The sequence below is a fragment of the Azospirillum brasilense genome, from assembly GCF_003349955.1.
GTDB lineage: Bacteria > Pseudomonadota > Alphaproteobacteria > Azospirillales > Azospirillaceae > Azospirillum > Azospirillum brasilense_B.
Window position 1 is genome coordinate 136,339 of the sequence record NZ_QLKQ01000005.1, and the last position, 14,762, is coordinate 151,100.

The window sequence follows — 14,762 nt, forward strand, 5'->3', positions numbered from 1 at the left end:
CCGAACAGGGTCGGCCGGGCGGTGTCCGTCTCAGGCCGCCAGCCCGTGATCGATGGCGAAGCGGATCAGGGCGCGCGTGCTGTCGGCGCCCAGCTTGTCCTTGATCTGGGTGCAGGCGTTGGCGACGGTCTTCTGGCTGATGCCCAAAGCCTCGGCGATGGCCGCCGCGGTCAGGCCACGCCCCACCAGCGCCAGGATGTCCCGCTCGCGCTGGGTCAGCACCGCCAGCGGGTCGTCGGTCGGGGCCAGCGCCATCAGCGCCAGTTCGCGCGCCAGCGCATGGTCGAGATGGACCCGGCCCGACAGCACGCAGCGCACCGCCGTCACCAGCGTCTCGGGCGCGTCGTTCTTGGTGACGTAGCCCTTGGCCCCGGCCTTCAGCGCCCGCGCGGCGATGGCCGGGTCCTCGTGCATGCTGAAGATCAGAACCGGCACCGCCGGATTCTCCATCCGCATCACGCGCAGCGCTTCCAGCCCGCCGCCGTCCCTCCCCCCGATGCCGCCCGGCAGGTTGAGGTCGAGGATGACCACGTCCGGCCTTTCCGAACGCCACAGCGCCAGCGCCGCCGCCACATCGGCGGCCTCGACGACGCGGCCGAGCCTGGCTTCGGCGAGCAGGCTCTGGCAGCCGGCGCGCACCACCGGATGATCGTCCACCAGCAGGATCGTCGGGGTCATGCCACATCCTCCAGGCCGGCCGGGACACAGGGAAGGCAGGCGGTCACGCGGGTGCCTTGCCCGTCGTCCGATCCGATGCGCAGGGTGCCGCCCAGCGCCCTCACCCGCTCCGCCATCCCGGCGATGCCCAATCCACCCTGCTCCGCCGCGCCCGGCCCGTGCCGGAACCCCGGTCCATCGTCGGTCACCACGACCTCCACCCGGTCGGGCCGGCGCCGCACCGTCACCGACACGTTGGTCGGCCGGGCGTGGCGGAGGGCGTTGACCAGCGATTCCTGCGCCAGCCGGAAGACCGTCAGGCGCAGCACCTCGTCCAGCCCGTCGATGCCGTCCGGCGTTCCATCCTCGGCCACGTCCAGCGACCAGCGCACCGCCGGCTCCCGCCGCGCCCACTCGTCGACCAGTCCGGACAGCGCCTCGCCCAACGGCAACTGGTCGAGCAGGGCCGGGCGCAGGCGGACCAGGATGCGCCGGCTCATCCGGTGCACGTCCGCGGCCATGGACAGCACGGCGCGGGCGCGTCCGGCGATCTCCACCCGCTCGCTGATGGTCGCCTCCGGCTTGGGCTCCTCGCTCAGGCGCAGGATGCGCCCGGCGTCCACCTTGATCGCGAACAGCGCCGCCCCCAGCTCGTCGTGGATTTCGCGGGCGATGTCGCGGCGCTCGCGGTCCTGCGCCTCGATCAGCCTTTGCCCGAGCCGGCGGTTCTCCCGACCGGCCGCGGCCAGCTCCTCGGCCAGGGCGGCGATGCCGGTGCCCAGCCGGACCAGCTCCGGCACGCCGCCTCCGGCAAGGCCATCCCGCGGTCCGGGTTCGTAAAGGCCTTCGCGCAGGCGCCGCACCGCCGCCTCGATGCGGGCGAGCGGGGCGAACGCCCGGCCCACCGCCATCCAGGCGGCGCCCAGCAGCAGAAGCCCCGCCACCAGCATCGCCAGGGCGAGGTCCCGCATGTCCTCCCAAACCTCGGCCACCTCGTCCTGCGGTTCGGCGACCACGGTCAACAGGACGCGCCCATCGGCGCCGGTCAGCGCATGGGCCTGCGGCGCGACGCCGACCAGCGCCGCGAACCAGCCGGGAACGGCGCCATGGCCGGCATCCCCCCCGCTCGGGGAGTCGGACGGCGCCTCGCCCGCGATGAAGCGCAGATGGCGCAGCCCCAGCCGGTCGAGCGCCGCGACGGCGTCCGGAACGGCCCCCCGCCCGGCCTCCGCCCGCCCGATGGCGATGCCGAGATCGAGGGCGGAGGCCATTTCCGCGCGGACGGCGTCGCGCGCGTTGGCGATCATCACAGCCGCGCCGGCCACCGCCAGCAGCGCCAGGAACAGCCCGATCAGGGCCAGCATGCGCATCCGCAACGACACCGCCGTCCCATCCTTCCGACACGCCCACGGGACCATGGCCCATAGGACCATCGACGGAATGTTAGCGAAACAACCGGTCGAGCCGCCATCCATCCTTCGACCAAGGCGGAGCGGGCGGACGGGCCTTTTGCCGCAGCGCCGGGATTTTTTCCCGTCCCCCTCGGGACGCCGTCACGCGTCCTTTGCAGAAATCTCGTCCCCGTATCGTCCAATGGAACCGGAGGGCCGCCAAGACGAACATGCAAGGCGCAAGCAGTGGTGTGGAACCGGGGCGGATCGGGCGGACGATCCGCCCCGGCAAAAACGGCCTTTCACGGGGGAAACGCATGACTTTATCCTTGCACACCAAGCCAGAAACCAAGGTGGCCGGCGGGGCCGGACGGCTCCGGCGCCGGATCGTCACCGCGATGGTGGCTGGTTTCCTGGCCTCCACCGCTCCGGCGGCCTGGGGGGGCGCCCACGCCGCCAATGTCACCTGGGACGAGATCGCCAACGACGCCAAGTCGACCAGCGACGTGCTGATGTACGGCATGGGGGTGGAGGGCAAGCGCTTCAGCCCGCTGAAGCAGATCGACACCACCAGCGTGTCGCGGCTGGTCCCCGCCTGGTCCTTCTCCTTCGGCGACGAGAAGCAGCGCGGGCAGGAGACGCAGGCGCTGGTCCATGACGGGGTGATCTACGTCACCGCCTCCTACTCGCGGATGTTCGCGCTGGACGCCCGCACCGGCAAGCGGCTGTGGACCTACGCCCACCGCCTTCCCGACGACATCAGGCCCTGCTGCGACGTGGTCAACCGCGGGTCGGCGATCTACGGCGACAAGGTGTTCTTCGGCACGCTCGACGCCTCCATCGTCGCGCTGAACAAGGACACCGGCAAGGTCGTCTGGCGCAAGAAGTTCGCCGACCACAAGGTCGGCTACACTATGACCGGCGCGCCCACCGTCGTGAAGGACCAGAAGACCGGGCGCATGCTGCTGATCCACGGCTCGTCCGGCGACGAGTTCGGCGTGGTCGGGCGCCTGTTCGCCCGCGATCCCGACACCGGCGAGGAGATCTGGATGCGGCCGCTGGTCGAGGGCCACATGGGCCGGCTCGACGGCAAGGACAGCACCCCGACCGGCAACGCCAAGGCGCCGTCCTGGCCGCGCGACAAGGACGGGCAGCTCGTGGAGGCCTGGAACCACGGCGGCGGCGCGCCCTGGCAGAGCGCCACCTTCGACGTGGAGACCAACACCATCGTCATCGGCACCGGCAACCCGGCGCCGTGGAACGGCTGGGCGCGCTGGCCCGGTGACAGCCTCTACACCTCCGGCCAGGCCTATGTCGATCCGACCACGGGCGAGCTGAAGGGCTTCTACCAGCACACCCCCAACGACACCTGGGACTTCTCCGGCAACAACGAGCTGGTGCTGTTCGACTACAAGGACGCGTCGGGCAAGACGGTGAAGGCGACCGCCCACGCCGACCGCAACGGCTTCTTCTACGTCACCGACCGGACGAAGCTGGCGACGGCGGGCGGCGAGGCCAACAAGCCGAACAGCGTGCTGGCGGCCTTCCCCTTCGTGGACGGCATCACCTGGGCCAAGGGCATCGACCTGAAGACCGGCCGCCCCATCGAGGTCGAGGGCCAGCGCCCGCCGCCCCCCGCCGAGGGCGAAAAGCGCGGCAAGGCGGTCGAGGTCTCCCCGCCCTTCCTCGGCGGCAAGAACTGGAACCCGATGTCCTACAGCGAGGACACCGGCCTGTTCTACATCGCCGCCAACCACTGGAAGGAGGACTATTGGACGGAGCATGTCGGCTACAACCCCGGCTCCGCCTATCTCGGCATGGGCTTCCGCATCCACAAGATGTTCGAGGACCATGTCGGCATCCTGCGCGCCATCGACCCGACGACCGGCAAGGTCGCCTGGGAGCACAAGGAGGAGCTGCCGCTGTGGTCCGGCACGCTGGCGACCGCCGGCGGGCTGGTCTTCACCGGGACCGGCGACGGCTACGTCAAGGCGTTCGACGCCAAGTCCGGGGCGGAGCTTTGGAAGTTCCAGACCGGCTCCGGCATCATCTCCTCCCCGGTCACCTGGGAGCTGGACGGGGTGCAGTATGTCGGCATCACCACGGGCTACGGCGGCGCCGTGCCGCTGTGGGGCGGCGATCTCGCCGACCTGACCACCCGCGTGACCCAGGGCGGCTCCTTCTGGGTGTTCAAGCTGGCCGACGTGAAGGTCTCCAGCGCCAAGTGACCGCCACCAAGTGACCGCCCGCCGGGGCGGGGAAGCGGGCGGTCCAGCCCGTTTCCCCCCCCGGTCTTCACGCATCGCAGCGATGGGAGTTCTCCCCCATGAACCGCCTCTTCCGGCCCGCCTTCGCCCTGTGCGCCCTGCTGTCCCTGTCCGGCCCGCTCACCGCCCCGCTGGCGGCGGAGGTCGAAACCGCCAGCCTCGGCGGCGGCGAGGAGGAGCGCGTCACCGAGGTCGCCGGCTGCGTCCTCACGGCCAAGGCGGTCTGCCCCGGCATCGACCTGCGCCACCGCAACCTGCGCGGCCTGTCGCTGGCCGGCGCCGACCTGCACGGCGCCAATCTGATGCGGGCCGACCTGCGTCACACCGATCTGCGCGGGGCCGACCTCAGCGGGGCGATCCTCGACGGCGCCGATCTGCGCACCGCCTTCCTGCAGGGCACGCGCCTGTCCGGCGCCCGCCTGCGCGGCGCCAACCTGGAATTCGCCCGCGCCAACGGCGCCGACCTGCGGCAGGCCGATTTCACCGCCGCCAATCTGGAGGCGCTGCGCGCCGACAAGGCCGACTTCACCGGCGCCAACCTGGAGGGCGCCAACCTTCAGGAGGCCAAGCTGTCCCTGACCAACCTGTCGCAGGCCAACCTGGAAGGCGCGAAGATCCGCTTCGCCATCTTCCAGGACGCGCTGATGACCGACTGCCGCTCCTGCCCCACCGACTGGTGACGAGCAGGCCGGCGGGCGGAAGAGACTCAGCGGCGCGGCTTAAAGCGCCGTCAGCACCTCGTCGAGGGTCGCGAGGAACAGCTTGGCGTCCTCGGACGAGAAGACCAGCGGCGGGCGGATCTTCAGGATGTGCCCTTCCTGCCCGGTCGCGCTGATCAGCACCCGGCGCTGGCGCATCCCGTTCACCACGCGGGCCGTCTCCTCCGACGCCGGGGTCTTCAGCTTGCGGTCGCGCACCATCTCGACGCCGATGAACAGGCCGCTGCCGCGCACGTCGCCGATCAGCTCGTGCTTGGCGGCGAGCGCGCGCAGGCCGTCGAGCATCTCCGTGCCGACGGTCAGGGCGTTCTCCTGCAGACGGTCCGCCTTGATCACGCGCAGCACGGCCAGCGCCACCGCGCAGGACACCGGGTTGCCGCCGAAGGTGTTGAAATAGCGCTGGCTCTTGCCGAACGCCTCGATCACCTCCGGCCGGAACACCGCGCCGGCCACCGGGTGGCCGTTGCCCATCGGCTTGCCGACCGTCACGATGTCGGGCACCAGCCCGTGGCGCGCGAAGCCCCACATGTGCGTGCCGAGCCGCCCGAAGCCGGGCTGCACCTCGTCGGCGATGAAGAGGCCGCCGGCCTTCCGCATCGCCTCGACCGCCGGGGCGAGGAAGCCGGCCGGGTCGGTGAAGACGCCGCTGCTGGAGAAGATGGTGTCGACCAGCAGCGCCGCCGGAGCGATCCCCTTCTCCCGCAGGTCGGCGATGGCCGCCTCGACGGAGCGCGCGAAGGCGGCGCCGACCTCGGCCTCCGGCATGCGGTAGCCGTCGGGCGCTGGCACCACGCGGACATGGTCGCCCAGCTTCACCGCGGCGCCCAGCGAGGGCGACATCTCGGCCAGCGCCGAGGTCACGCCGTGGTAGGCGTTGTGCGCGATGACGACGCCGGTGCCGCCGGTGTGGACGCGGGCGACACGCAGGGCCAGATCGTTGGCCTCGCTGCCGGTGCAGGTCAGCATCAGGTGCGACAGCTCCGCCGGGAACTCCGCCAGGAAGGCTTCGGCGAAGTCGAGGATGCCGTCGGTCAGATAGCGCGTGTGGGTGTTCAGCACGGCCGCCTGCCGGGCCATCGCCTCCACCACCTCCGGCCGCGAATGCCCGACCGAGGCGACGTTGTTGTAGGCGTCCAGATAGCGGTTGCCCTCGGCGTCATAGAGGGACGAGCCCTCCCCGCGCACGACATGGATCGGGTCGGCGTAGAACAGCCGGTAGGCCGGGCCGAGCAGCTTCTCGCGGCGGGCGATCAGGGCGCGCTCGCGCTCCGGCAGGGACCCGGCGGAGTCGGGCGCGTAGGCGTTGATCATGGTCATGGCGGTTCACACTTTCTGGCAGGCGAGATGGAGCAGGCGGCGCGCGGTGGCGGCCTCGCCGCCGGTCAGCCGGTCCAGGCCGGCGAAGGCGCGCTCGGCGTTGCGCAGGATGTAGGCGGCGTTGGCGGGGTATTCGGCCGCCCGCCAGCCGGTGATGCCGATGGTCAGGGCGAGGCGGCCCGCCACCAGATCGGGCAGCAGCTCCACCTCCTCCGCCGTCAGCGGCAGCACGGCGTTGTAGGCGCGGGTCATCTCGACCACCGAGCCGAAGGGCGTCTCGCCGCTGGTGACGTGGTAGGCGAGCGCCGTCGCCAGATCGTTGACCAGCGGCGCCCGCAGAGCGTCGCCGAAATCGATGATCCCGGTGACCGCCTCATGCCCGACCGGATCGACCACCGCGTTGTGGGGATTCAGGTCGTTGTGGATCACCTGATGGCGCAGGGCGGGCAGCCGGGGGGCGATCTCGTCGGCGAAGCGGGCGACGAAGCGCTCGACCATCCCACGGCGCCGGTCGTCCGCCACATAATGCAGCCGGTCGGCGACGCTGGCCGTACGGGTGATGTCCCACAGCAGGTCGCGTTCCGAACCGGGATGCTCATAGTCGGCCAGCGCCCGGTCCAGCCGCGCCAGCGTCGTTCCCAGCGCCCGCATCAGACCCGGCGAGGCCGGTGCCGCGTGGAGCGGCGTTCCTTCGAGATAGGTCAGCAGCCGCAGCACCATGGCGCTGCCGTCGATGTGGACGATCGCCTGGGCCTCCCCGTCCAGCGTCGGCACAGCCCGCGGCACCGGCAAGGTCGGGTCGCGGTCGGCCACATGCCGCATCGCGCCGGTCTGGAAGCTGGTGACGGGTTGCGGCTCCGCCGGGTTGGTGAACTTCAGCACATACCCCTGCCCATCCGGCGTGGCGATGTGGAAGTTGCGGTCGCGCTCGCTGCTCAGTTCGCGGACGGTGCCGGTCACGCCGAACCACCGTTGCAGGATGGCGCCGGCCTCCTCCGTGGAGATTGCCGGCGCGGCGGTGGTCAGAACGTCACCCTGGGTCGGGGCCGGTGTCATCGCCGGTGTCTCCTTGCGGTGCGAATCGGTCAATGTTTGATGCATCATAATGGCGGGTGGATCGGCTGGGGAAGCGGATGGGATCGGCGGGACATCAGACGGCGAGCGCCTCGGGATGCTCGCCGTCGATCCTCTCCAGGATTGGGCCGCTGGCCAGCAGGATGTCGGCCTGGATGGCGCGGGCGGCGGCTGGACCGTCATGGCCGCGGATGGCGTCCATCAGCGGGTAATGATGGTCGATCATCGTGCGCCCGGCGCCGCCGTAGACGTCGGCGATCAACGGTCCCATCTGGAGCCAGAGCCGCCGCAGAATGTCGCCGAGCACCGGCATGTCCGCGATCTCGGACACTGTGAAATGGAAGATCTGGTTGAGTTCGGTGGCCAGCGCGGTGTTGCCGGCGGCCATCGCCTCCTCGTTGCGCTTGAGCAGGGCGTCCAAGGCGGCGATCTGGGCGGGCGTGGCCTGTTCGGCGGCCCGCGCGGCGGCCAGCCCCTCCAGATTGACGCGGATGTCGCGGATTTCCAGGTAGGTGGCCCGGGTCAGCATCGGGACGCGGATGTCGCGCGGCGAGCGCAGCACCAGGGCCTGATCCTGCACCAGCCGCAGGATGGCGTCGCGCACCGGCGTGACGCTCGTCCCCAGCCGGTCGGCGAGATCACGGATCTTGAGGCGGTCGTTCGGCTTGAAGGCGCCCTTCATCAGGGCCTCGCACAATTTCTGGTAAATCGTGCCGCCGAGGTTGTCGTGTTCGAGAAGGGTGAGATCGAACCCGCTCATCCTCCGCCCTTCCCGCCGTTGCCGATCATCCGATGTATGATGCATCATAATGCCGCGAAAGCGGCCAAAGGTCAAGGCGGCCCGTGCGATCAAACGGAGCTGTTGCAAATGGCTTTCTCATAACCCTCTCCCCTCTGGGGAGAGGGTGGCCCGAAGGGCCAGTGAGGGGGTTGCGCTTTTGCCGAGCGTACCGACACGCACAACCCCCTCACCCTAACCCTCTCCCCAGAGGGGAGAGGGAAACCCCCAACGCACCCCCCCAAACGCCTCTCTCCAACCGGCATTATTGCACTGGCTGTAATGATGAACTGCCAAACTGGGGCATTCCGGTGATCGGCTGAGGGGCGCACTCTCGGTGTGCGGATCGGGATGGTCCCGGCCGGCATCACAGGAGTCAGCCATGAAGCTCTATCATCACCCGCTGTCGGGCCACGCGCACCGCGCCCGCCTGTTCGTCTCCCTGCTCGGGCTGCCGCACGAGCTGGTCGAGGTCGACCTGAAGGCGGGCGCGCACAAGACCCCCGACTTCCTGGCGCTGAACCCGTTCGGTCAGGTCCCCGTGCTGGAGGACGACGGCGTGGTCGTTTCGGATTCGAACGCCATCCTGGTCTATCTGGCGAAGAAGGCCGGCCGCAGCGACTGGCTGCCCGAGGACGCGCGGACCGCGGCGGCCGTCCAGCGCTGGCTGTCGGTCGCGGCCGGCGAGGTCGCCTACGGTCCGGCGGCGGCGCGGCTGGTCACGGTGTTCGGCGCCGGCTTCAACCCCGACGAGGTCATCGGCCGCGCCCACACCCTGCTGAAGCGTCTCGACGCCCACCTGTCCGGCCGCGACTGGCTGGTCGGCGTCCAGCCGACGATCGCCGATGTCGCCATCTACAGCTACGTCGCCCGCGCCCCGGAGGGCAACGTCGATCTGTCGGGCTATCCGGCCGTCAACGCCTTCCTCCGCCGGGTCGAGGGGCTGCCGGGCTTCGTTCCCTTCGCCCAGACGCCGGCCGGACTCACCGCCGCGTGACGCTCTGCCGGGGCGCGCGCACCGGCGCGCCCGCTTCTTTCACCGGGGAGACGGACCATGGGCAAAACCGCGAAGACGCTGCCGATCTGGCATGAGGGCGAAACGTTCCTGCAGCAGAAGGTCGGTGCCGGCGTCGCCGAACGGATGGCGATGGTGGGGCAACGGGTCATCCGTGACTTCATGCCCGACCAGCACCGCGACTTCTACGCCCAGCTCCCCTTCCTCGTGATCGGCAGCGCCGACCCGGACGGCGATGCCTGGGCGACCGTGTTGGAAGGCCGGCCCGGCTTCCTGTCCTCGCCGTCGCCGAACCTTCTCGACATCGCCGCGCGCCCGACCGCCGGCGATCCCGCGGCGGCCGGCCTGACCGACGGCGCGCCGGTCGGCCTCCTCGGCATCGAGATGAACACGCGGCGGCGCAACCGCATGAACGGCGTCGCCACGACGACGCCCGAGGGCTTCCGCGTCGCGGTCGACCAGAGTTTCGGCAACTGCCCCCGCTACATCCAACTGCGCGACGCCACGCTGGCCCGCGACCCCGCCCAGCCCTTCACCGGTTCCGTCGAGGAGCTGACGGCCCTCGATCCGGCGGCGCGGGCGGTGATCGACGCGGCGGACGCCTTCTTCGTCGCCTCCTACGCCGACCGTGGCGACCATCGGCAGGTCGACGTGTCGCACCGCGGCGGCAAGGCCGGGTTCGTCCGGGTGGCCGGGGACGGCACGCTCACCATTCCCGACTTCGACGGCAACCTGTTCTTCGCCACGCTCGGCAACATCCTGCTCAACGGAAAGGCGGGGCTGCTCTTCGTCGATTTCGCCAGCGGCGACCTGCTGCAGATGACCGGCAACGCCGCTTTGGTCCTGGACTCGCCGGAGATCGCCGCCTTCCAGGGCGCCGAGCGACTGTGGACGTTCAAGGCGCGCAAGGTCGTCCGGCGGCGCGGCGCCCTGGCCCTGCGCTGGACGCTGCGGGCGGACGGCTGGTCGCCCAGCTCCCTGATGACCGGCGACTGGAGCCAAGCCGCCGACCGGCTGCGCGCCGAGGAAACGGCGACACGCTGGCGGCCGATGACGGTGACGGACATCGTGGAGGAAAGCGCCACCATCCGCTCCTTTCATCTGCGGCCGACCGACGGCGCCGGGCTGCCGCCGCATCTGGCCGGCCAGCATCTGCCCATCCGCGTCACCCCGGCGGGAGCCGAGAAGCCGGTCGTCCGGACCTACACGCTGTCGGTCGCCCCGTCGGACGGGATCCACCGCATCAGCGTCAAGCGCGAGGGGCTGGTGTCGCGGCACCTGCACGACCATGTCCGGGTCGGCGACGTCATCGAGGCGCGCGGGCCGGCGGGTGGCTTCACCATCGACGCCCGCGCGACGCGGCCGGCGGTGCTGCTGGCCGGCGGCGTCGGCATCACGCCGCTGCTCGCCATGCTGCGGCATGTCGTCTATGAGGGGTTGCGCACGCAGCGCATCCGCCCGACGATCCTGGTGCACGCCGCGCGCTCCAAGGCGGAGCGCCCCTTCGACCGGGAAATCGCCGACCTCGTCACGGCGGCGAACGGCGCCGTCCGGCTCGTCCGCGTCCTCAGCGACCCCGGCGAGGCCGTGCCGGGCGTCGATTGCGACGCCGTGGGCCGCATCGACATGGCGCTGCTGACGCGCATCCTCGGCTTCAACGATTACGACTTCTACGTCTGCGGGCCACCCGCCTTCACCCAGGCGCTCTACGACGGCCTGCGCGGCCTCAACATCGCCGACGACCGGATTCACGCCGAGGCGTTCGGACCGTCGTCCCTGAAGCGGACGGGGGCGGAGACAGTCGCCGCCGCGCCGGCGCGCCGGCCGCCCTCGACCAAGCCGGTGCCGGTCGCCTTCATGAACACGCTCAAGGAGGCGCGCTGGACACCCGGCTCCGGCACGCTGCTCGACCTCGCCGAAGCGCGCGGTCTCGATCCCGCCTTCAGTTGCCGCGAAGGCACCTGCGGAACCTGCCGCACCAAGCGGCTCAAAGGCGCCGTCACCTACGTCAAGGAGCCGAGCGCGGCGGTCGCCGCGGACGAGGTCCTGCTGTGCTGCGCCGTCCCCGCCGAAGCGGAGACGGGCGAGGACGCTCCCCTTCAGCTCGCGCTCTGACCTGCCCCTTCACCCATCCCTTCCCCCGCGAAACGACAGGAGTTCGCCATGTCCCGTCCCCCTCTGCCCCCCTTCAATGAAGAGTCCGCCATCGAGAAGGTCCGCCTCGCGGAAGATGGCTGGAACAGCCGCGACCCCGCCAAGGTCGCGCTGGCCTACACCACCGACACGCGCTGGCGGAACCGCGCGGAGTTCGCCAACGGCCGCGCCGAGGTCGAAGCCTTCCTGACCCGCAAGTGGAACCGCGAGCTGGACTACCGGCTGATCAAGGAGCTGTGGGCGTTCGGCGGCAACCGCATCGCCGTGCGCTACGCCTACGAGTACCACGACGACAGCGGCCAGTGGTTCCGCGCCTACGGCAACGAGAATTGGGAGTTCGCCGAGGACGGGCTGATGCGCGTCCGCCACGCCAGCATCAACGAGCACCCGATCGCCGAAGCCGACCGCAAGTTCCACTGGCCGTTGGGCCGTCGTCCGGACGACCATCCGGGCCTCAGCCACTTCGGTTTCTGATCCGGCGGAGGAGGCGGAGGTTGCCATCCGAAGCCTCTTCGGCCACAGACTGTGAGGGGGACGCGGCGAAACGGGGGCGCGCATGGACCGGCTGCAGGCGATGCGGATCTTCGTGAAGGTCGCGGAAGCGGAAAGCTTCGCCGAAGCCGCCCGCCTCCTGCACCTCAGCGCGCCCGCGGCGACGCGCGCCGTGGCCGCCCTCGAGGAGCTGATCGGCGCCCGCCTGTTCGTGCGCACCACGCGCTCGGTCAAGGTCACCGAAGCCGGGTCACGCTACCTCGAGGACTGCCGCCGCATCCTGTCGGACATCACGGAGGCGGAGGCCGCGGCGGGCGGCGTCTACGCCACCCCGACCGGAACGCTCGCCGTCACCGCCTCCGCTCTGTTCGGCCCGATCCATGTGCTGCCGATCGTGACCGAGTATCTGGACCGCTACCCCGGCATGCGCGCACGGACCTTCTTCATCGACCGCCCGGTGAACATCGTGGAAGAGGGCATCGACGTCGCCGTGCGCATCGGTCGCCTGCCGGATTCCGGGTTCACGGCGATCCGGGTCGGCACGGTCCGGCGTGTGGTCTGCGGCGCCCCGGCCTATTTCGAACGCCACGGCGTCCCGCAAACGCCGGCCGACCTCAGACACCACCGCATCGCCCTGTCGACCGGCGCCTGGGCGTCGCCGGAGTGGCGGTTCGCGCGGGACCAGCGGGTGACCATCGACCCGATCCTGCAATGCAACACCAACGAGGCGGTGATCGCGACCGCCAAGGCAGGCTGGGGCCTCGCCCGGGTGCTCCATTACCAGATCGGCCCGGCCCTGCTGGCCGGAGAGCTGCGCATCGTGCTCGCCGACCATGAGGAACCGCCCCTGCCCATCCACGTCCTCCACCCCGAGGGGCGCCACGCGCCGGCCAAGGTGAGGGCCTTCGTGGACCTCGCCGTGGCCCGCCTGCGCGGGAACCGCTTCCTCAATTAGGACCGGTCAGGGAATCGTCGGCGCCGGCGTGCTCAGGCTCCACATGGCGTCGAACATGGACGCCTGGAAGGCCGCGAAATCGGCGCTGTCGAGGATCAGGCCGTAGCTTTCGCGCGCCGACGAGATGACCGAAACCTTGCTGCCGTGGATGAAGCAGGTCATCGCGAGGTTGTAGGTGGCGGGCGCGTAGCGCAGTTCGCGCCGCTCCTCCTGGCTCGACGGCCAGATCGGCGCGATGTCGCGCTCCTCCGAGCGGATCACCCGCAGCCAGATGCCGCGCCGCGCCCGCTCCTTCAGATAGCGCTCCATCTCCTCCAGCCCCGGCTCGACCATCAGCTCCCGCATGGAGAGGGTGGCGCGCAGCTCCTTCTCGTCGCCGCTCAGCGTCTCCCACAGGACGGTGCGGATGCCTTCGGGGCCGGGGTGGAAGCGGACGTTCGGCTGGCCGTTCTCGTGATGGTACATCGACCGCAGCACCGGCATGACGTCTTCGAGCATCTGCCGCCGGGCCTCGCTGCGCTCCAGCAGGATGCCCGGGTCCTGGGCGACCACGAAGCGGCGCTTGCCGTGATCGACGAAGCGGACGAGCCCCTCCGCCTCCAGCTTGGCGAGAGCGTCGTGCGCCGTGGTGCGCGCCATGCCGGCGCCCGCGGCCACCTCCGTGACGGAGCCGCCGCCAAGGCGGATCGTCGTCAGATAGAGCTTGTAGAGCGTCCCCGATATGCCGATCCGGGACAGCTTCTCCTCGAGATTCACCCACGTGCTCCCTTTTGAATCGCGTCGCAACATGCCCGATTCCGCGCCACCCGTCTATCGTCGGTTTTCACCGATAAAATCACGACATCCGGCAACACCCTACTTTCACAAGGGCGATAAAATGGGCTTTTATCCCGCAGTATGCCCGTTAAAACGGCAAGTTTTGGCCTGCCAAACGCCATTCATTTGTATTTTTCGAATTGACGGATTTTTCCGACACTGTCATCGTTTTGTCGCCGTCCGAGGACGCTGACGTCCCGCGAGGCGGCGCCGAACGGTGGAACGAGGGAAGGTGATGGAAGCGAACACGAAAGCGCATGCGGCGGCGCCGCCTTTCATGCAAAGGGCGCCGCGCCGCGCCATTAGTCCCCGCATTCTGACGGACCGGTCCTTCCGCGCGGCGCTGGGCCTCACCGCCTTCTTCGCCGTCTGGCAGGCGCTGACATCCCTCGGCGTCATCGACGCCTTCCTGCTGCCGTCGCCGGTCGCGGTGGCGGGGGCGCTCTGGGACATGGCGCTCGACGGCTCGCTGTGGGTCCATCTCGGCGCCAGCCTGCAGCGGGTGGCCGTCGGCTTCGCGCTCGCCTGCGTCGTCGGCATGGCGCTCGGGCTGATCTGCGGCTGGTGGCGCGGCGTTGCGGACTTCGTGCGGCCGGTGGTCGAGGCGCTTCGCCCCATCCCGCCGCTCGCCTGGATCCCGATCACCATCCTGTGGTTCGGGCTCGGCGACGCCGCGTCCTACTTCCTGGTCTTCCTCGGCGCCGTCTTCCCGGCCTTCGTCGCCACCTACACGGCGGTGCGCGGCCTCGACCGGAACCAGATGAACGCGGCGCTCTGCCTGGGTGCCACGCCCTGGCAGCTCTTCACCGACGTGCTGATCCCGGCCTCCCTGCCGATCATCCTGCCGGGTCTGCGGATCGCGCTGGGCGTGGGCTGGATGTGCGTGGTGACCGCCGAGCTGATCGCCGCGCAGACCGGCCTCGGCTACCTGATCCAGCAGTCGCGCATGCTGTTCCAGATCAACAACGTCGTTGCGGGCATGGTGGCCATCGGTCTCGTCGGCTTCGCCATGTCCGCCGTCCTCGAACGGATCGAGCGTCGGGTGAACGCCTGGGCGCCTTCCGAGCGCAATTGAGCAGGAGGCGAAGGAACATGGCCGCCAACACCGCACTCAAGACCCCCGCCCC

Annotated in this window: 13 protein-coding genes; 7 read left to right on the forward strand and 6 right to left on the reverse strand. The window is 70.2% G+C overall.

Annotation, left to right across the window (positions count from 1 at the left end):
- Nucleotides 1-30: 30 nt before the first annotated feature.
- Both DXK32_RS03905 and DXK32_RS03910 read right to left on the reverse strand, forming a co-directional pair.
- The gene (locus DXK32_RS03905) at nt 31-678 is read right to left on the reverse strand and encodes a response regulator (RefSeq protein ID WP_114857330.1); all 648 of its coding nucleotides are present in this window, start codon (nt 676-678) and stop codon (nt 31-33) included.
- The gene (locus tag DXK32_RS03910; protein ID WP_247876964.1) at nt 675-2,039 is read right to left on the reverse strand and encodes an ATP-binding protein; all 1,365 of its coding nucleotides are present in this window, start codon (nt 2,037-2,039) and stop codon (nt 675-677) included. Before DXK32_RS03910 ends, DXK32_RS03905 begins: the two co-directional genes overlap by 4 nt.
- 407 nt (nt 2,040-2,446) lie before the next feature.
- Here DXK32_RS03910 and DXK32_RS03915 point away from each other — a divergent pair, with 407 nt between their 5' ends.
- Both DXK32_RS03915 and DXK32_RS03920 read left to right on the forward strand, forming a co-directional pair.
- The gene (locus DXK32_RS03915; protein WP_247876966.1) at nt 2,447-4,276 is read left to right on the forward strand and encodes a methanol/ethanol family PQQ-dependent dehydrogenase; all 1,830 of its coding nucleotides are present in this window, start codon (nt 2,447-2,449) and stop codon (nt 4,274-4,276) included.
- A gap of 98 nt (nt 4,277-4,374) precedes the next feature.
- Nucleotides 4,375-4,995 (forward strand): pentapeptide repeat-containing protein, encoded by a 621-nt coding sequence (locus DXK32_RS03920; protein ID WP_114857333.1) that lies wholly within the window; start codon nt 4,375-4,377, stop codon nt 4,993-4,995.
- A 39-nt stretch (nt 4,996-5,034) separates the two neighbouring features.
- On the opposite strand, the gene DXK32_RS03925 is transcribed toward DXK32_RS03920, so the two are convergent.
- The 3 genes from DXK32_RS03925 to DXK32_RS03935 all read right to left on the reverse strand — a co-directional run bounded on the left by DXK32_RS03925 (nt 5,035) and on the right by DXK32_RS03935 (nt 8,185).
- The gene (locus tag DXK32_RS03925) at nt 5,035-6,351 is read right to left on the reverse strand and encodes an aspartate aminotransferase family protein (protein ID WP_114857334.1); all 1,317 of its coding nucleotides are present in this window, start codon (nt 6,349-6,351) and stop codon (nt 5,035-5,037) included.
- A 6-nt stretch (nt 6,352-6,357) separates the two neighbouring features.
- On the reverse strand, nt 6,358-7,407 hold the full coding sequence (locus DXK32_RS03930; protein WP_114857335.1) for a phosphotransferase: 1,050 nt from the start codon (nt 7,405-7,407) through the stop codon (nt 6,358-6,360).
- A gap of 94 nt (nt 7,408-7,501) precedes the next feature.
- Entirely contained in the window at nt 7,502-8,185 is a 684-nt protein-coding gene (locus DXK32_RS03935; protein WP_162801061.1) for a GntR family transcriptional regulator, read from the reverse strand.
- A 400-nt stretch (nt 8,186-8,585) separates the two neighbouring features.
- On the opposite strand from DXK32_RS03935, the gene DXK32_RS03940 reads away from it, so the two are divergent.
- The 4 genes from DXK32_RS03940 to DXK32_RS03955 all read left to right on the forward strand — a co-directional run bounded on the left by DXK32_RS03940 (nt 8,586) and on the right by DXK32_RS03955 (nt 12,819).
- Nucleotides 8,586-9,200, forward strand: coding sequence for a glutathione S-transferase family protein (locus DXK32_RS03940; protein WP_114857337.1), 615 nt, complete (start codon nt 8,586-8,588; stop codon nt 9,198-9,200).
- 57 nt (nt 9,201-9,257) lie between these two features.
- A complete protein-coding gene (locus tag DXK32_RS03945; protein WP_114857338.1) occupies nt 9,258-11,333 on the forward strand; it encodes a pyridoxamine 5'-phosphate oxidase family protein in 2,076 nt (691 codons plus the stop codon).
- A 48-nt stretch (nt 11,334-11,381) separates the two neighbouring features.
- Nucleotides 11,382-11,846, forward strand: coding sequence for a DUF1348 family protein (locus tag DXK32_RS03950; RefSeq protein WP_114857339.1), 465 nt, complete (start codon nt 11,382-11,384; stop codon nt 11,844-11,846).
- A gap of 82 nt (nt 11,847-11,928) precedes the next feature.
- Nucleotides 11,929-12,819 carry a LysR substrate-binding domain-containing protein gene (locus DXK32_RS03955; protein WP_114857340.1) on the forward strand — a complete coding sequence of 297 codons (891 nt, stop codon included), beginning with the start codon at nt 11,929-11,931 and terminating at the stop codon, nt 12,817-12,819.
- Between the two features lie 6 nt (nt 12,820-12,825).
- On the opposite strand, the gene DXK32_RS03960 is transcribed toward DXK32_RS03955, so the two are convergent.
- On the reverse strand, nt 12,826-13,575 hold the full coding sequence (locus DXK32_RS03960) for a TrmB family transcriptional regulator (protein WP_199230067.1): 750 nt from the start codon (nt 13,573-13,575) through the stop codon (nt 12,826-12,828).
- A 337-nt stretch (nt 13,576-13,912) separates the two neighbouring features.
- Between DXK32_RS03960 and DXK32_RS03965 the strand changes: the two genes are divergently transcribed.
- Nucleotides 13,913-14,710, forward strand: coding sequence for an ABC transporter permease (locus tag DXK32_RS03965; protein ID WP_247876965.1), 798 nt, complete (start codon nt 13,913-13,915; stop codon nt 14,708-14,710).
- The last annotated feature ends 52 nt before the right edge of the window (nt 14,711-14,762 follow it).